15 protein-coding genes are annotated in these 17,929 nt (G+C 59.7%); 1 reads left to right on the forward strand and 14 read right to left on the reverse strand.

Annotated features, from left to right (window positions below; genetic code table 11):
* Window positions 1–19: 19 nt before the first annotated feature.
* Together AC0R79_RS14970 and AC0R79_RS14975 are read right to left on the reverse strand one after the other, a co-directional pair.
* The gene (locus tag AC0R79_RS14970; RefSeq protein WP_474730241.1) at window positions 20–877 is read right to left on the reverse strand and encodes a DUF4123 domain-containing protein; all 858 of its coding nucleotides are present in this window, start codon (window positions 875–877) and stop codon (window positions 20–22) included.
* Complete coding sequence (locus AC0R79_RS14975) at window positions 868–2,916, reverse strand: type VI secretion system Vgr family protein (RefSeq protein WP_474730242.1); 2,049 nt, start codon at window positions 2,914–2,916, stop codon at window positions 868–870. The genes AC0R79_RS14970 and AC0R79_RS14975 overlap by 10 nt, the downstream gene beginning before the upstream one ends.
* 362 nt (window positions 2,917–3,278) lie before the next feature.
* On the opposite strand from AC0R79_RS14975, the gene AC0R79_RS14980 reads away from it, so the two are divergent.
* Window positions 3,279–4,580: an OprD family porin gene (locus AC0R79_RS14980; RefSeq protein ID WP_127798071.1), complete on the forward strand. Its 1,302-nt coding sequence runs from the start codon at window positions 3,279–3,281 to the stop codon at window positions 4,578–4,580.
* 59 nt (window positions 4,581–4,639) lie between these two features.
* On the opposite strand, the gene AC0R79_RS14985 is transcribed toward AC0R79_RS14980, so the two are convergent.
* From AC0R79_RS14985 to AC0R79_RS15040, 12 genes are all read right to left on the reverse strand, one after another.
* The gene (locus AC0R79_RS14985) at window positions 4,640–5,260 is read right to left on the reverse strand and encodes a transglycosylase SLT domain-containing protein (protein ID WP_127798072.1); all 621 of its coding nucleotides are present in this window, start codon (window positions 5,258–5,260) and stop codon (window positions 4,640–4,642) included.
* A gap of 44 nt (window positions 5,261–5,304) precedes the next feature.
* Window positions 5,305–6,243, reverse strand: coding sequence for a carbohydrate kinase family protein (locus AC0R79_RS14990; RefSeq protein WP_474730245.1), 939 nt, complete (start codon window positions 6,241–6,243; stop codon window positions 5,305–5,307).
* A gap of 13 nt (window positions 6,244–6,256) precedes the next feature.
* Window positions 6,257–7,753: a xylulokinase gene (gene xylB / locus AC0R79_RS14995; RefSeq protein ID WP_474730248.1), complete on the reverse strand. Its 1,497-nt coding sequence runs from the start codon at window positions 7,751–7,753 to the stop codon at window positions 6,257–6,259.
* A gap of 138 nt (window positions 7,754–7,891) precedes the next feature.
* Complete coding sequence (locus AC0R79_RS15000; protein WP_085603841.1) at window positions 7,892–9,367, reverse strand: mannitol dehydrogenase family protein; 1,476 nt, start codon at window positions 9,365–9,367, stop codon at window positions 7,892–7,894.
* A 16-nt stretch (window positions 9,368–9,383) separates the two neighbouring features.
* Window positions 9,384–10,487 (reverse strand): ABC transporter ATP-binding protein, encoded by a 1,104-nt coding sequence (locus AC0R79_RS15005; protein ID WP_474730251.1) that lies wholly within the window; start codon window positions 10,485–10,487, stop codon window positions 9,384–9,386.
* Window positions 10,488–10,510: 23 nt separating this feature from the next.
* Window positions 10,511–11,341 carry a carbohydrate ABC transporter permease gene (locus AC0R79_RS15010; RefSeq protein ID WP_007957423.1) on the reverse strand — a complete coding sequence of 277 codons (831 nt, stop codon included), beginning with the start codon at window positions 11,339–11,341 and terminating at the stop codon, window positions 10,511–10,513.
* 8 nt (window positions 11,342–11,349) lie between these two features.
* The gene (locus tag AC0R79_RS15015; protein ID WP_474730255.1) at window positions 11,350–12,276 is read right to left on the reverse strand and encodes a carbohydrate ABC transporter permease; all 927 of its coding nucleotides are present in this window, start codon (window positions 12,274–12,276) and stop codon (window positions 11,350–11,352) included.
* A 153-nt stretch (window positions 12,277–12,429) separates the two neighbouring features.
* Window positions 12,430–13,740 (reverse strand): ABC transporter substrate-binding protein, encoded by a 1,311-nt coding sequence (locus AC0R79_RS15020; RefSeq protein ID WP_474730258.1) that lies wholly within the window; start codon window positions 13,738–13,740, stop codon window positions 12,430–12,432.
* 226 nt (window positions 13,741–13,966) lie between these two features.
* Window positions 13,967–14,872 carry an AraC family transcriptional regulator gene (locus AC0R79_RS15025; RefSeq protein WP_085603832.1) on the reverse strand — a complete coding sequence of 302 codons (906 nt, stop codon included), beginning with the start codon at window positions 14,870–14,872 and terminating at the stop codon, window positions 13,967–13,969.
* A gap of 74 nt (window positions 14,873–14,946) precedes the next feature.
* Window positions 14,947–15,792, reverse strand: coding sequence for a phosphatidylinositol-specific phospholipase C domain-containing protein (locus tag AC0R79_RS15030; protein ID WP_474730261.1), 846 nt, complete (start codon window positions 15,790–15,792; stop codon window positions 14,947–14,949).
* A 154-nt stretch (window positions 15,793–15,946) separates the two neighbouring features.
* Window positions 15,947–17,236: a glycosyltransferase gene (locus tag AC0R79_RS15035; RefSeq protein ID WP_375747075.1), complete on the reverse strand. Its 1,290-nt coding sequence runs from the start codon at window positions 17,234–17,236 to the stop codon at window positions 15,947–15,949.
* Between the two features lie 165 nt (window positions 17,237–17,401).
* Window positions 17,402–17,767, reverse strand: coding sequence for a response regulator (locus tag AC0R79_RS15040; protein WP_085603823.1), 366 nt, complete (start codon window positions 17,765–17,767; stop codon window positions 17,402–17,404).
* Window positions 17,768–17,929 lie beyond the last annotated feature (162 nt).

A 17,929-nucleotide genomic window follows, 5' to 3' on the forward strand; every position in this document is an offset into this window, starting at 1 on the left:
TTCTGTTGTCGCGTCGCCGTTAACGTTGGGCGACGGCGGCTGATTCCAGGAGCCGATCTACTTTGATAAACGACTCGTCCTTTGATTGCAGGATCGCCATGATCTCAGGCTGTGTTTCAAACAGTGGACCGTTTACGGCATGACCCAGTTTGAGCAGGTGGTCGCCGTCATAAATGTTGTTGTTGAGCAGCAGGTCGAGATTGTCAGCGATATCGTTCAAACGATCATCGCCGGGTTCGCCAAACGCCTCGTACTCTTCATCCACCCAATACACCCATCCCAGGCGCGCCTGAACTTGCGCGGCCGCCATCGGAAGGTTGAATGCCGCCTGGTCACCCGACCATGTCGATTCCGCGTTAGCCACCCAGGCTAACCATGGACCACGTTGCTGGCCAAAGTTTCCTGGCGCGGGGGCGTAAACGGCCGACCAGCAACCCAACAACTGATCGAAGGTCTTTTCGGCGGTGTAGGCCAGTGCTGCCCACAGGCTCGGCTTGTGGTAACTCAGCAAACTTTGCCCTCCGGAACCGTCGTTGGCTTTGAGCAGCCAGCGTGCATGAGCCAGGGCTTTTTCCGGGTCAGGTGTCGAGATCGCAATTCCCGAAAAGTGTTCTTCACAGAGTTTTGCAGCTTCTGCAGCCAGTTTGCTGCCTCGGGGGGCGACCAGCCACAAGGGCCCATCGGGGATCTCGACGAATTCCGTTCGGAAAAACAGCCCTTCGCAAACTACGGGCTCACCCACCCGGTAGAGCCGGCTCATGGCTTGTGGCTGAAGCCCCTGGTCGATGATGAAACACAGCGATGGGTTCGCTGCCGGCAAGTCCGAGAAGTTGTAGCGAGGCTCTTCCAACAAAGCACTCAGCGCTTTTACATGCATGTGCAATCCTTACGGCTGCAAGCGCCGTTACTCTGTTTTCCGCACAGCGGCGTGATGCCTGATTCGTTCAGGCGGGCGGGCAGCGGTGCTTTCCCGGCCTTATCCGCATCCACCACCTTCATCGGCCCCGGCAACAAAGGTGCTGCCGGTGTCCCCACGCCGGGCGCGCCGCCGGTGTTGATCTTCACTTCAGCGCCGCTGATGGTCACGCCGCCGGCATCGGCTTTGACGAAGCTGCCGCCGGCCTTGGCGGTCAGTTCCATTGCGCCTTCGATCACGACTTTCTGGCCGGCGTAGTAGTGGATCTCGGTTCCCGCTTCGACCAGTTGCGCCGTGCCGACCTTGAGGTGCTGGGTCACGGCGACGGTCAGGTGATCGTTGGCGCGCATTTCACTGATGCGATTCAGGTGAGTGATGCGGTGTTCCTCGACCTTGAACTCGCTGTAGGTGTTGGCTTCGACGGTGTCATGCCGTTCATTGCCGACGCGGATTTTCTGGTCGTGCTCGATGTTTTCGTCCCAGTCGCGCTGGGCGTGGATGTAGATCTGTTCCGCGCCTTTCTTGTCTTCGATGCGGAACTCGTTGTAGCCCTTGCCGCCCGGTGAACTCAGGGTCTTGAAGGTGCTGCGGGTCTTGTTCGCCGGCAGGGCGTAGGGGACGACGTTTTCCTTGTGGTACAGGCAGCCGGTGACAAGCGGTTGGTCGGGGTCGCCTTCGAGGAAGGTCACCAGCACTTCCATGCCGATCCGTGGAATGGCGATGCCGCCGTAAGCTGCGCCGGCCCAGCCGCTGGCGACGCGAAGCCAGCAGGTGGTCTTGTCGTCGGCCTGGCCGTCGCGGTCCCAGTGGAATTGCACTTTCACGCGGCCGTACTGGTCGCAGTGGATTTCTTCGCCGGCGGGGCCGGTGACGATGGCGGTCTGGCTGCCGAGGACTTTCGGTTTCGGGTGTTCGAGGGCAGGGCGGTAGTGGGCGTCCCACGGGGTGGCCACGAACGAGTTGCGATAGCCCTGGTGGAAATCGCTCTTGTTGTCGGTGACGTCGCTGGTGACGTTTTCGCCCAGCACTTGCGGCTGTTTGCCTTCGTGGAAGACTTCCAGCAACAGCCACAAATCGTTCCATTCGGCGCGCGGATGTTCGGCCAGGGTCATGAAGTGGCCGCTGGTCAGGGTTGGTTCGTCACCTTTGCCTTCGGCGAGTTTGTAGTCGCTGCGATGGCGTTCCAGCGCGCGGGTCGAGAGGAACTTGCCGCGCTCGCGCGTGGTGAAGCGGCCGGGGTAGTCGTAGTCTTCCAGATCCGGCATGAACTCGGATTTGGCGGCGCCTTCGGGCAGGATCTTCGGTTTTTCGAAATCGTAATCGCGGCGGCTGACGCGGCTGGTGCGGGTTTCCAGACGCAGGTTGAAGCGCTTGATCACCGGTTTGTCGGCGGTCATGCCGGAGTCTTGCTGGTAGTTGACCGGTTTCAGTTTGCGGAACACGGTCTGGTCGTCGCCGAACACCAGTTTGTGGCCGCTGCTGCTGTGCTGGAAGTGGAAGTGAATGCCTTCCTCTTCGCACAGGCGCTGGATGAAGTGCAGGTCGGATTCGTCGTACTGCACGCAGTAGTCGCGTTCCGGGTATTCGGCGCCGAGCTGGAAGCTGTAGGCGTTGCCCAGAATCCCGCGTTCTTCCAGCACCAGGGCAATGATCTTCGGCACGGTGAGGTTCTGGAAAATCTGCTGGTCATGGTTGTGCCGCAGGTAGGCCAGTTGCGGCACCAGGCTCAGGCTGTAACGGGTCAGGGTCTTGCCGGAATCGCCTTGTTCGATGCGATACACCAGGCCATGAATCGTGCCCTCGCCAGTGGTGCCGAAGGTCAGGCAGCCAGGCTTGTGCAGGAGTTCTTCAAGATTGAGGTCGGGACGGGCGCTGACCAGTTCGATGTCGAAACGGAACGGTTCGTTGAGGGCTTCGCGACCGGTGAAGCTGAGGACTTGCAGGTCGGCGGAAGCGCCTTCGAGCGTGAGGGTAATGTGGGTAGCATTGGCGTCCAGCATGCCTTGTTTTCCGTCCTTTGGATTAGCGTGGGCGGATGGTGCAGGATTAAACCGCCTCGTTCAAGGCGCAAATGCCGTAGAGGCAGTGCTCCGAGCCCATAGGGAAAACCCTTAGACACACGGTTTGGCCCAGTAAAACCGGTACTTGCGGATGGACCGGTCTGCCGCGAAAGCCGCATCCGGCATTCGGGAACAACCAGTCAGTTTCAGACTAAAGTCGTCTGTGGCACGTCAAAGCCATCTGCCATCATTGCCGTTCACCCCCGCGTGTTCACTGCCTCCCGGTTCTTTATCGATCCGGGACGGGAGCTATTTCTGGTTGTTTGCGCCTCTGCGCAATCGTTGTTCTGTTGGAGTTTTCAATGCGTCCCCCATTTCCCCTCATCACCCCGCGCCAGTCGCTTGGCTTCGGAGCCTTTGTGCTGTGCGCCGGTTTTACCGCGCAGGTCCAGGCCAGCGGTTTTTTCGAAGACACCACGGCGAAGATCGAGTCGCGCACGGTGTACTTCAACCGCGATTTCCGTGACGGGCACACCTCCAGTGATCAGGGCGCGTCCAAGCGCGAAGAGTCGGCGCAGGGTTTCATTCTCAATCTGCAATCGGGCTACACCGAAGGCACCGTCGGTTTCGGGATCGATGCGCTGGGAATGGCGGGTTTCCAGCTCGATTCCAGCCCGGATCGCAGCAACAGCGGCCTGCTGCCGTCCAGTGGCGACAACCCGCGCGGCTCGAAAGGTCAGTACGCGAAGATGGGGCTGACCGCCAAGGTAAAAGTCTCGGACACCGTGCTGAAATACGGCGCACTGCTGCCGGATCTGCCGCTGCTCAAGTACAACGACGGCCGCCTGCTGCCAACCATGTTCAACGGCGCGATGCTGACCTCCAAAGAGGTGAAGGACCTGACCTTCATGGCCGCGCGTCTGGACAAATACACCGCGCGGGATTCGACCGATTCGCAAGAAATTCGCGTGCACTGCAAGAACAAGCGTTATGCGTGCAACACCACCGCCGATCATTTCGACATGTACGGCTTCGACTACAAGATCAACGATCGCCTGACCGCGCAGTATCACTACGCCGAGCTGGAAGACATCTATCGCCAGCACTTCGTGGGTCTGTTGGCCAACCAGCCGCTGGGTGACGGCGTGCTGAAAGCCGATCTGCGTTTGCTGAAAAGCGCCGACAGCGGTGATGCGAAAGCCGGTTCCATCGACAACCGCGCCTTGAGCGGCATGCTGTCCTACGGCATCAGCGGTCATACCTTCAGCGCAGGCTGGCAGCGCATGAACGGCGACAACTCGATGCCGTATCTGGATGGCAGCAATCCGTATCTGGTGAACTACGTGCAGGTCAACGACTTCGCCGCCGCACAGGAACGTTCGTGGCAGTTGCGTTATGACTATGACTTCAAGGCGATCGGCATCAACGGCCTGAGTTTCCTGACCCGTTACGTGAACGGCGATCACATCAAGGTCCCGGGCAGCGATCAGGAAGGCAAAGAGTGGGAACGCGACAGCGAGTTGAAGTATGTGATTCAGACCGGGACGTTCAAGAACGTCAGCCTGCGTTTGCGTAATGCGACTTACCGCACCAACTACGAGAAGTTCGCCCGGGATGTGGATGAGACCCGGTTGATTGTGAGTTACAACTTTTCGGTGTTGTAAATCCGGGCCGAAAAAAAACCATCGCGAGTTAACTCGTGATGGTTTTTTTTGGCCTGCGATCAGAGCCAATGCCAGAACCGGCTCCAGAACCCGCGATTCAGATCATCCTTGCACGCCGCGTATTGCTGGCCGTACATGTCCGAGCGGTTCTGCACCTTGCGCGCCACCGGCGGCAGCCACGCCTTGCTGGCGTAGGTCTTCTGGCGAAAGCCGCCCCAGCCTTCGTGGTAGTTGAGGTACTGGTTGTAGGCGTCGTACTTGTACACGCCGTTGATCGAGGTGGTCTTGTCCATGTACCAGCCGACGAAGTCGATGGCGTCGTCGAAGTCTTCGCGATCGGCGCCATATCGGCCGGTGCTTTTCTGGTAGTCGGACCAGACTTCATCCTTGGCCTGCGCATAACCCGATGCCGTCGTGACACGGCCCCACGGAATCACCCACAGCAGGTATTTGCGCGGCGTCTTGGCGTCGTAGCGGTAGCCTGACTCCTGATACATGATCGCGAACGGCACCTGGATCGGTACGCCCCAGCGTTTTTGCGTGACTTGCGCCGCGTCGTACCAATCACTTTTTTCGCGGAAAATCTCGCAGAGGTTTTCCGGTGAACGCGGTGGCGATGTTCCGCAACCGGTCAACAGTGCCGCCAATACCAAGAGTCCAACCGTGCGCCCCGAATTCAAAAGCCGTCATCCCGTCGTGCAAAAAAGGGCGCCAGTCTACGCGGTCAGGTCAACTGGTGGCGATAAGGCAAATCCGGACCTGTTTTACTGCATGTAAGGGCGGCGGCCTGTACGGCAAACCCGAGCATGTCGTCGATCTGTTCGCGGCTCAGGTGCTGCACGCCTTCCACCGAATCCAGCTCATGCTCGGTCAGCCAGGTGATCAACGCGGCCTGGAAGGTATCGCCGGCGCCGACGGTGTCGGCAATCTTCACCGAGCTTGCCGGCACCGACCATGAACCGTGAGCGCGGCTGAACACGGTCGCGCCTTCACCGCCACGGGTCAGGAACACCACCTGGCAGCGATGCTGCAGCCAGCCTTCGATGACGCGCGCCGGATCCTGCTCGGGGTACAGCAGGCTCAAGTCTTCGTCGCTGACTTTGATCAAGTCCGCCAACGGCACCAGCGTAGCGATTCGTTCGCGCCACAGGTCGATGTTCGGCTCGGGGTTGAGGCGCACGTTCGGGTCGAGGCTGATCAGGCGTTTGCCGCTTTCACGTTGCACCAGCGCAAGCAAGGTATCGGCAATCGGCTGCACCACCAGCGAGAAGGAACCGAAGTGCAAACCACGCACTTCAGGGCCCAACGTTGGCAGGTGCGCCAGGCTCAACTGGCGGTCGGCGCAACCTTCGCCACGGAAGCTGTAATGCGGCGAGCCATTGGCGCCCACCGCGACCATCGCCAGGGTGGTCGGCGCGGCGAAATCCACCAGGTAATCCGGGCGTACCCCTTCATCCTGCAGCACTTGCTGCAGGCGCCGGCCGAGGTAGTCGGTGGACAGCCCGCCAAACAGCGCCGAATCCACGCCCAGACGGCGCAAACCCACCGCCACGTTGAACGGCGAGCCACCGGCAATCGCCTTGAAATTGACTTTCGATGCCTGCCCGCCGGCATCGTCTTCGCTGAAGAAATCGAACAGCGCTTCGCCACACACCAGGTACATAGTTGTTTGCTCTTTATAAGGTTGAGACATGCAGTCGATAGCGTTCATAGGCCTGCTGGAAGGCCGCGACATTCGCGGCAACCGGCAGGGTTTCACTGTTCAGGTCGAGCTTCACGCAGCGCTGGCACAAGTCGGCCAGGGTGTCTTCGTGGCCGTTCGACCACGACTTGCACCACGCCGCCTGAATCGCCGCGCCCAGTGCTGCGGCTTCGCTTTGCTCGGTACAGATCACCGGGGTGTTCATGATGTCGGCGACGATCTGCCGCCATACCGCGCTTTTCGAACCACCGCCGATCAGGCAAATGCTGCGGCTTTGTAAACCATTCTGGCGTAGCAGATCCAGTCCATAGCGCAGGCCGAAGGTGGTGCCCTCGACGGCGGCGCGGCACAGATTGGCTTGCGTCAGGTTATCGATCGTCAGGCCATGCAGACTGCCGGTGGCGTGGGGCAGGGGAGGCACGCGTTCGCCGTTGAGGAACGGCAGCATGCTCACGCCTTCTGCGCCAATCGGGGCCCGGGCAACCAAGGCATTGAAGGCGTCGAGATCGAGGTCGAACAGTTCGCGGATCGCGCCGGTGGCGTTGGTCAGGTTCATGGTGCAGATCAACGGCAGCCAGCCGCCGCTGGACGAACAGAACGTCGCGACCGACGCATCCGGGCTGACCTTCGGCGCTTCGGCGTAGGCGTACACCGTGCCGGAAGAGCCGAGGCTCATGGTGATCGCGCCCGGTTGAATATTACCGGTGCCGATGGCGCCCATCATGTTGTCGCCGCCACCGCTGGACACCAATGCGTTGGGGTTGAGGCCCAGTTGTTCGGCGATTGCGGGCAGGATCGTGCCGACCGCTTGATGGGCGTCGATCAGTTCCGGCAGCGCGGATTGCAGACGGCCACTGGCGTCGATGTCGCGCAGCAGCTGTAGATCCCATTGACGGGTGCGCACGTTGAAATAGCCGGTGCCGGATGCATCGCCGTATTCGCTGCACGCACGGCCGGTGAGCCAGAAATTCAGGTAGTCGTGGGGCAGCAGAATTCGTGCGATGCGGGCGAACACATCCGGATGCTGTTCCTTGGTCCACAACAGTTTGGAGACGGTGTAGCCCGGCGCGATGACCACACCGAGGCGTTCCAGTGAGCCTTGTTCACCGCCCAGGTGAGTCAGCAGGCGGTCGTTTTCAGGCGTGGTTTCGGTGTCGCACCAGAGCTTGGCCGGGCGCAAGACCTGGCCTTGGTCGTCGAGCAGCACCAGCCCGTGTTGCTGGCCGGAAACGCCGATGCCGAGGATCGACTGGCCGTCGACATTTGCCGCCAATAAGGCGCGGCGGGTGGCGAGGGCGAAGGCTTCCAGCCATTGCGCGGTGTCTTGCTCGCGACGACCGTTGGCGCCGCTGATCATCGTGTGGGCGGCGGCGCCCTGGCCCAACACCTGACCGCTGGTGGCGTCGAGGATGATGGCTTTGGTGCCTTGGGTGCCGCAGTCGATGCCGAGGAACAGTTGTTGAGTTGTCATGTGCACTCCGCAAAGATCGTTCCCATGCTCCGCGTGGGAATGCCTCAATGGACGCTCTGCGTCCGCTGTTGAATGGGACGCGGAGCGTCCCGGGCTGCATTCCCACGCAGACGGTTCGACGCCTCGACGTGGGAACGATCAGGCGACGAGAATTTTTTCCAGAGTTCGTGTCACGCCGTCTTCGCGCAAGCTGTTCAGACACCACTCGAACGCCGCAACAAACTCTGGCGAACGCGGTATCGCCACGCCGAAAATCTCCTCAACCCCCAACAACCGCTCAGTGATCAAGGCATCCTCCGCCACCAACGCCTGACAAAACGCCGCCCGAGGATCCGGAATCGAATAAGTGTCGCCATTCTCATCCACACCCTTCAAGTAAAGCGCCCAAGCCGCCACCACCAACGCTGCCCGTTTGGTCTCCTGCCCATCGGCAATCAACCGATTGATCGTCGGAATGGTGAACTTGGGAAACTTCGAAGAACCATCCGAGCAAACCCGCTCAAGCTGATCGGCAATCGCCTGATTGGAAAACCGCGCCACCAGCGTGTCCTTGTACTCGGTCAGGTCGATCCCCGGCACCGGCGCCAGTTGCGGAGTCACGTCCAGGTCCATGTAGGCGCGCATGTAGCGCACGAACAGCGGGTCGTTCATGGTCTCGTGAACGAAGCGGTAACCCTTCAAAAAGCCCAGATAAGTCAGCGCCAGATGGCTGCCGTTGAGCAGTTTGATCTTCATCTCTTCATAGGGCGAAACATCGTCGGTGAACTGCACGCCGACCTTTTCCCAGGCCGGTCGGCCGTTGACGAAGTTGTCTTCCAGCACCCATTGCACGAACGGTTCGCAGACCACCGGCCAGGCGTCGTCGACGGCGTGTTTGTCCGCCAGTTGCAGGCGATGCGCGGTGCTGGTCATCGGCGTGATGCGGTCGACCATGGCGTTGGGGAAACTGACGTTGGCGTCGATCCATTCGCGCAGGTCCGGATCCAGCAGCGCGGTGAAGGCCAGCAGTGCCTTGCGGGTGACAGCGCCGTTGTGCGGCAGGTTATCGCAGGACATCACGGTAAACGCCGGAATGCCCGCCGCACGCCGTCGGGCCAGTGCGGCACAGAGGAAACCGAACACGGTTTTCGGCTGTTGCGGGTACGTCAGGTCGTGCTGAATCTGCGGCAGGTGCGCCATGAACTCGCCGTTGCTGTCATCGATGCAATAACCGCCCTCGGTGATGGTCAGCGAGACGATGCGGATCTGCGGGTCGGCGAGTTTGTCGATCAGCACCTGGGCGCTGTCCTCGGCCAGCAGCATGTCGCGGATCGCGCCGATGACGCGGACTTCGGTGTCGTCGCTGTCGCCGAGTTCAAACAGGGTGAACAGGTAGTCCTGCTCCTTGAGGTCGTCCCGGGCACGGCGGTCCTCGGCGCGAAGGCCGACGCCGCAGATGGCCCAGTCCAACGCTTCGCCGGTGTTCATCAGCGCATCGGTGTAATACGCCTGATGCGCGCGATGGAAACCGCCGACGCCAATGTGAGCGATGCCCTGGCGGGTGTCGCTGAGGCTGTAGGCCGGCAGTTTCACTTCGGCGGCGAGGCGGTTGAGATTTTGCTTGTTCAGTTTCATCGGGTCAGTCTCGAAATCAGGCGGCCGCGCGCAACGGGCGGGTCAGCGCCACACCGTCGGCATCGAACAGATGGCAGTGGGCAGCGTCCAGGTGCAGGTTCAGTTGTTCGCCGTAACGGCTCGCCAGATCACCGCGCACGCGCATGGTCAGGGCTTCGCCGGCGTTGGTCTTGACGTGGCAGAAGGTGTCGCTGCCCAGCCGTTCGCTGACGTCGGCGGTGACTTGCAGGGTGCAGTCGCCCGCTTGCGCCAGTTCCAGATGTTCCGGGCGAATGCCCAGGGTCACGGCGCTGCCGACGCTCAGGTTCGACTCGTTGAACGGCAGGGTGATGCGGGTGCCGGCGTCCAGCGAGACTTCGCAGCTCGCGCCATCGATCCGCGTGATCTGGCCCTTGAGGAAGCCCATTTTCGGCGTGCCGAGGAAACCGGCGACGAACAGGTTGGCGGGGTTGTGATACAGCTCCAGCGGCGAGCCGACCTGCTCGATCTTGCCGCCATTGAGCACCACGACCTTGTCGGCCATGGTCATGGCTTCGACCTGATCGTGGGTCACGTAGATCATCGTTGCTTTCAAATCTTTGTGCAGGCGCAGCAGTTCCAGACGCATCTGTACCCGCAGGGCGGCGTCGAGGTTGGACAGCGGCTCGTCGAACAGGAAGATTTTCGGGTTGCGCACGATTGCCCGGCCGATGGCAACGCGCTGACGCTGGCCGCCGGACAGTTGCTTCGGCTTGCGCTCGAGCATCGGGCCAAGTTCCAGAATGCGCGCCGCTTCACCGACTTTCTTCTCGACTTCGGCTTTCGGCACGCCGGCCAGGTCGAGGGCGAACGACATGTTTTTCTTCACGGTCATGTGCGGGTACAGCGCGTAGGTCTGGAACACCATCGCCAGATCACGCTTGGCCGGGCTGACTTCGGTGATGTCGCGCCCGTCCAGTTCGATGGTGCCGCCGCTGACTTCTTCAAGGCCGGCGATCAGTCGCAGCAGGGTGGATTTGCCGCAGCCCGACGGGCCGACGAACACCACGAACTCCTTGTCGTTCACCTCAAGGTCGATGCCCTTGATGATGGAAAAACCTTCGAAGCCTTTTTGCAGATTCTTGATTTTCAGGTTGGCCATGGTGGCGCTCCTCATGCGAATTCTTATTTGACGGCGCCGAACGACAGGCCGCGAACCAGTTGTTTCTGGCTGATCCAGCCAAAGATCAGGATCGGCGCGCAGGCCAGGGTCGAGACGGCCGACAACTTGGCCCAGAACAATCCTTCGGGGCTTGAGTAGGAGGCGATCAACGCGGTCAGCGGCGCGGCTTTGGACGAGGTCAGGTTCAGCGACCAGAACGCTTCGTTCCAGCACAGGATCAGCGACAGCAGCACGGTCGACGCGAGGCCGCCCTTGGCGATCGGCAGCAGCACGCGGAGCATTTCCTGGGCGAGGGTGGCGCCGTCGAGGCGGGCGGCTTCGAGGATGTCTTTGGGGATGTCCTTGAAATAGGTGTAAACCATCCAGACCACGATCGGCAGGTTGATCAGCGTGTAGATCACGATCAGCGCGATGCGCGTATCAAGCAGGCCGAAACTCTTGGCCAGCAGGTAGATCGGCATCAGCACGCCCACCGGCGGCAGCATCTTGGTGGAGAGCATCCACAGCAGCGTGCCTTTGGTGCGTTGGGTTTCGTAGAACGCCATCGAGTAGGCTGCCGGCACCGCGATCAGCAGGCAAAGAGCCGTGGCGCTGAAGGAAATCACCACCGAGTTCCAGGCGAAACTGAAGTAGTCGCTGCGCTCATTGATGTGCAGGTAATTCTCCAGCGTCGGCGTGAAGATGAACTGCGGCGGCGTGGCGAAGGCGTCGATTTCGGTCTTGAAACTGGTCAGCACCATCCAGAAGATCGGGAAGAAAATGATGATCGCGATGGCCCAGGCCAGCGTGCCGAGCAGCAGGCTTTGCAGCCGGCGGGATTGTTGAAGAGTCATGGCAGGCCTCAGGCTTTGTCAGTCAGGTTTTTGCCGATCATCCGCACCAGAATGATCGCGGCGATGTTGGCGATGACCACGGCGATCAGGCCGCCGGCCGAGGCCATGCCGACGTCGAACTGCACCAGCGCCTGGTTGTAGATCAGGTAGGCGAGGTTGGTCGACGCGTAGCCGGGGCCGCCGTTGGTGGTGGTGAAGATTTCGGCGAACACCGACAGCAGGAAGATCGTTTCAATCATCACGACCACGGCAATCGGTCGCGCCAGGTGCGGCAGGGTCAAGTGCCAGAAGATCGCGATCGGGCCGGCGCCGTCGAGGCGGGCGGCTTCTTTCTGTTCCTGGTCGAGGGACTGCATGGCGGTCATCAGGATCAGGATCGCGAAGGGCAGCCATTGCCACGAGACGATGATGATGATCGACAGCAGCGGGTAGTGAGCGAGCCAGTCCACCGGCTGCGCGCCGTACAGTTTCCAGATGTAGGCGAGGATCCCGGACACAGGATGGAAAATCAGGTTCTTCCAGATCAGTGCACCGACCGTGGGCATGATGAAGAACGGCGAAATCAGCATCACCCGCACGATGCCGCGACCGAAGAACTCGCTGGCCTCCAGCAGCGCACTGATCAATACGCCGAACACCACGCTGATCAGCAGCACGCTGCCCACCAGCAGCAAAGTGTTGGTGGCGCCGGGCATGAAGCCGGAGTCGGTCAGGAAGTAGGTGAAGTTTTCCAGCCCGACGAATTCGTTGGTACCCGGGTCGAGCAGGTTGTAGCGGATCATCGAGAAATAGACGGTCATGCCCAGCGGCACGATCATCCACAGCAGCAACAGGGCCACCGAAGGGCTGACCAGAAACCAGCCGGGATTGGCCACACGGCTTTTGCGCCGGGGCTGCGACAGGTCGATGTGGGCTTTGGCAGTTGAAGTATTCATGGTGATCACAACCGAGTCATACAGACCTATGGAGATCCCCGGTGGGAGCGAGCTTGCTCGCGAAGGCGTCGTGTCAGACAGCAAATGTTTCACTGATACACCGCTTTCGCGAGCAAGCCCGCTCCCACAGGAGGCAGGAGCGAGCTTTGCGAGTTACTTCGGATAACCCGCGCGCTTCATCTCGCGTTCGGTGGTTTGCTGGGCGGCGGTCAACGCCTGGTCGACCGTGGTCTGGCCGATCAGCGCCGCCGAGAATAGCTTGCCGACCTGGGTGCCCACGCCCTGGAATTCAGGAATGGTCACCAGTTGGATGCCGATGTAAGGCACAGGTTTGAGGGACGGTTTGCTCGGGTCAGCGGCTTTCAGCGATTCCAGCGTGACCTTGGCAAACGGCGCGGCGCTCATGTACGCGTCGCTGTAGGTCGAGGCGCGGGTGCCCGGCGGAACGTTGGCGATGCCGTCGGTCTTGGCGACCAATTCGCCGTATTCCTTGGAAGTGGCCCAGGCGCTGAACTCTTTGGCGGCGTCCTTGGCCTTGGAACTGGTCGGAATCGCCAGCGCCCACGAGTACAGCCACGCCGAGCCTTTGTCGGTGACCTGATGCGGTGCGTAGGTGAAGCCGACGTGATCGGCGACCTTGCTTTGGGTCTTGTCGGTGACGAACGAGCCGGCGACGCTGGCGTCGACCCACATTGCGCATTTACCGCTGTTGAACAGGGCGAGGTTTTCGTTGAAACCGTTGCTGGATGCACCGGGCGGGCCGGACTTCTTCATGGTGTCGACGTAGAAGTTCAGCGCGTTTTTCCATTCCGGACCGTTGAATTCCGGTTTCCACTGCTCATCGAACCAGCGCGCGCCATAGGCGTTGGCCACGGTGGTGATCAGCGCGATGTTTTCACCCCAGCCGGCTTTGCCGCGCAGGCAGATGCCGTACTGTTCCTTGTCCTTGTTGGTGAGTTTTTCGGCGAAGCCGGCGATCTGTTCCCAGGTCGGACGCTCCGGCATGGTCAGGCCGGCATCCTTGAACAGGTCGGTGCGGTAATAGGTGATCGAGCTTTCGGCGTAGAACGGCAGGGCGTACAGCGAACCCTTGACCGACAGACCTTCGCGCACCGACGGGAACACATCGTCGAGGGCGTAATTGGCCGGCAGATCCTTCATCGGTTCGAGCCAGCCTTTTGCACCCCAGAGTGCGGCTTCGTACATGCCGATGGTCAACACATCGAACTGACCGCCCTGGGTGGCGATGTCGGTGGTCAGGCGTTGACGCAGAACGTTTTCTTCCAGCACCACCCAATTGAGCTTGATGTCCGGATGCTCGGTCTCGAAGGTTTTCGAGAGCTTTTGCATGCGGATCATGTCGCTGTTGTTGACGGTGGCGATGGTCAGGGTCTGGGCGCCAAGGCTGACGCTGCTGAGGGTCATGCAGGTGAGGGCCAGCAGAGCTTTTGCAGTGGGTTGCATCGTGCACTCCTTTTCTGCACCCGGCGGGGGCAGAAGGACAGTTATTGTTTTTGTGTTCTTCCGGCAGGGGAAGAATGTGCACTGATTACAGCCTTCTAACGCAGGGCTGACAAATCATCCCTAGCACTTGAATCGATACTTTTTTGCACTCGGGATTGGCGTGATAAACGCAGGGAAGGGCGTTTCAGCAGGGCGGCAGCCATGAATCCGTACAGGTTTTGCCCAGTCAGCCGTGGTTTTGCTCGGTCAGGCGCTGCACCACCAGACGCCGATAATGCGAAGGCGTCATGCCTTTGAGCTGCTGAAAGCGCCGATTGAAATTGGAAATATTGTTGAAGCCCGACTCGAAACACACCTCGGTCACCGGTTTGTCGCCGTCCGCCAGCAGTTCGCAGGATTTGCTGATGCGCAGACGATTGACGAATTCGATGAAATTGCGCCCGGTGGCCTGTTTGAACACGCGGCTGAAGTAGGTGGGCTTCATGCCCAGATGCTCGGCGACTTCCTCCAGCGGCAATTCGCGGGCGTAGTGGGCGAAGATGTAATCCACCGCGCGGTTGGTGCGGTCAATGTTGTGCTCGTCGGCCAGTTGCGGGGTGGTTGCGCCGGACAGGAGTTGGTAGTCGTCGGTGGCGGCCAGCAATTCCATCAGGATGAAAAAATGGCCGAGGCGGGTGATGCCTTTGGTATCGGCGATCTTCTGCAGCAGGTTCGTCGCTTGGCGAATGGTGCGCGGGCAGCGGAACTCGATGCCGTATTGCGCACGCTCCAGCAGAGGTGCCAGGGTCTTCAGCTCGGCGAACACCTGATGACCGCTTTCGAACAGCTCATCGGTGAAGTTGACCAGCATGTCGCGCTTCTCGACCACTTCGTCTTCGGCCACCTGGCTGATCCAGTTATGCGGCAGATTGGGGCCGGTCAGGAACAGCGTCTGCGGGTAGAAATTGCCGATGTAGTCGCCGATGAACACCTTGCCCGAACTGGCCACGATCAGGTGCAGCTCGTATTCCTTGTGAAAGTGCCAGCGCACCAGCGGGCAGGGGAAACCGTGCTGGCGATAGATGATGGACAACCCGTTGTGGTCATCCATCAGTTCATAAGAGGGGTCGGTGACGCGGGCTGTTCGGCTCATGATCGGGCGCTTTTTTGTTATCGCCCGGCGATCATGCCTCTTGTCGCGCCGGTTGCGCCAGTTTCCATTGCGGATCAGCGCGAGCGTTGTTCGGCCTTGATCACGTTGGCGACCCGGCAAAACTCCATCAGGTCGGACTCTTCCATGAAGTCGACGTTAATGATGTTGCACTTCAATGCCCAATCACTTTTATCCAGATCGAACCAGTCGTTAAGCGAACCATGGATATCGACGGGGCCGCCCAGCGCGGTGTAACTGGTGGCGGACAGGGACCAAGGTCTCCAGCTGCCTGGCGGGTTTTGCAGAACACGCTCAATGAACTTCTTCAACTCACCGGGGCTGGTGATGCCGTTTCCGGACCATTGATGATCGATATGGCTGTGGAATAACTTGTGGTCCAGTTGCCAGTGCGAGATAGCTGCAGCCAAAACCCGTTGTGTCTTGTTGACTTGCTTGAGGTCTCCAAGGCTGAGGGACTGATTGTTGCGCGGGATCATGCGATGTCCCAGATACTGCACCATCAGTTTGTTGAAGTGTTCGTAATCGAAGTTATCACCGTCCAGGCTGTGAAAATCCAGAACAATGAACTCGTCGGGGTTGTTTTCAAGAAAAGTATTGATGTCTACCACCAGATTTCCCAACGTTCGGGAGTTTCGATGGCCATTGTGGTGCATGACGAATTTCTCCAGGCCTTCGGCCTTGGCGTTATAGGTCAGGCGAATGTCGAGCGCCCGGGCCCCATGATTCAGCTGCGCATGAAAACTGTCATGCTGACACGCCAACCAGTGCCGCGGAGGGCCTAAAACCGGGTAGGAGGCGCTCCAGTCACTGCCTGCGTTGTGAGTGCCGGGCAACGTCAGTTCGCTGATGTTCAGCGAGTCAATAGCGGGGGTCGTCCCCATCCAGTTGGAAGTGCTCATGATTACATCCTGCATAAGTTATTGAATAAGAATGGCGTCTTGTTGAATATTCAAGACGCCACTTGCAGGATGTTTATAAGGTTTAAGCGTTTGGCTGGCTATTCGAGGAGTGATGCAAGTTGTTGGGTATTGTATTTATAGTTTTCCAGAACATTTATTTGTTCTGGTTTTTGGCCTCGATCCACTGAGCCATATATTGCGTGCTCTTGTGTGAATGATGTCGCAACATGCTTCCAGTAAAATTTTTACGTCTTAGTTGGGTAATGTTGTCTCGGCACTCCAGCAGTTTATTGATCAGTGCCGGCCCATGAATGGCTTGCGGATAAACATTCTTGAGTAGCGCGTACCCCTGAGACTGGGCCGCATGCCAACGGGCTTCGTCGCGATACAGTTCCACCGCGGCATTGGCCAGTTCCTGCGCCGTGCGGCAAACAGCGCCCGGCCAAGGCTGGTCGGTGTGCATACCCTCGGCGCCGATGGGCGTGGTGATACTCGGCGTGCCGCAGAGCATCGCATCAATCAATTTGCCCTTGATTCCGGCGCCAAAACGCAAGGGTGCCAGACAGATACGCGCATCGGACATGACCTGCAACGCATCCTCGGCCCAGTTCATGATGTGAAAACCCTGGGCGGCATTGTGCAAGGCGGCTGCCTTGGGCGGCGTGTAGGCGCCGTAGAGGTGCAGTTGGGCTTTTGGCAGTTGCTCGCGAATCAGCGGCCAGACGGTGGATTTCATCCACAACACCGCGTCCCAGTTCGGCGCGTGACGGAAGTTGCCGATACTCAGGAAGTGCGCGCGCTCCTCGAAGGGTTTCGCTGGCGTGCTCGGTGGCTCGACCATCAAGGGGCACCAGTGCAACAGCTCGGGTGGCAATTTGAACTGCTGCACCAGCAACTCGATTTCCACCTGCGAGATCATCAGGTTCAAGTCGCAGCGATACAGCGCGGCAATCTCGCGTTTGGCCAGATCGGTGTCCGCCATCAGCTCGAACTCTTCAGCCAGCGCCGGAGCAAACAGCTCAGCGAAGTCGTTGGCGTCATCGCTGAGCTTCAGCCGGTCCTTCAGCCGCTGATGCCGCGCATGCCGCAGGCTTTGCAGATCCGAGGTTTCCAGAACGCGCAGGGCATTTGGGCAGTGCTTCTCGACGCGCCAGCCGAACTGTTCTTCAATCATGAACTGGTCGAACAGCACGATATCCGGGGCGAGTTCGCTGATGAAGATGTCGAAGCTGCTGTTATTCAGTTCAATCGGGACTTCGCGAATGCCCAGAGCAGTCAGATCGGCGCGATGTTCACCGGTGCCGGCCGGGCTGGCAAAGGTGATTTGCCAGCCCTGTTGCAGGAACGTCTCGAGAATCTGCATCACATGCCCGCTCGCAGCGGAGGATCGGGGTTCCGGCCAGACGTAACCAATGACGAGGACTTTGGTTGCGGGCTGACTCATGAGAAACGGTTCCTGGGACGAATTGACGAAAAAAAGGCGCGCGGATTAGACCATAACCCACGTGTCGAGTGATCCGTTTTTATCGGGTGTACGTCGGGCAAGTCCGAACGAGAAAGCCACCGTCAGGGCGCGTGAAAGCTTTACTCAGGCATCGACGTCTCGTGCTCAGGATTGCTCTAGAACGGATTTGACCTTGTCACGCAATTGATCAATGGAAAACGGCTTGCCGATCACATGCATGTCCGCCGGCACTTCAATGGTCTCGGCGTAACCGCTGGCAAACAGAATCGGCAGGCCAGCACGAATATTGCGGGCCTCAGTGGCCAGCTGACGGCCGTCCATGATCGGCAGGCCGACGTCGGTCATCATCAGGTCGATGTGCTGGTTCACGTCCTTGAGGATTTCCAGCGCCTGTTCGCTGCCGTCCGCTTCCAGGACCTTGAACTCCAATTCCTCCAGCACGTCGACGATCAGCATGCGCACGATGGCGTCGTCTTCTACTACAAGGATGGTGGACGCGGTGCTGGACATAGTGGCGGCTCTCAAGAATGGGTGATGGGGCGCCGGTCGATCAAAAATGCCGGGCTCTTGCATGAGTAAGTGGCGCATAGCCACAAGTTCCCGGATGGATACAAAAAAGCATAGGCGCAAACGGGCGGGCAAGGATAACCGTTGGCCTAGGATTCGGCGCAG

The organism is Pseudomonas sp. HD57-3, from assembly GCF_056113135.1.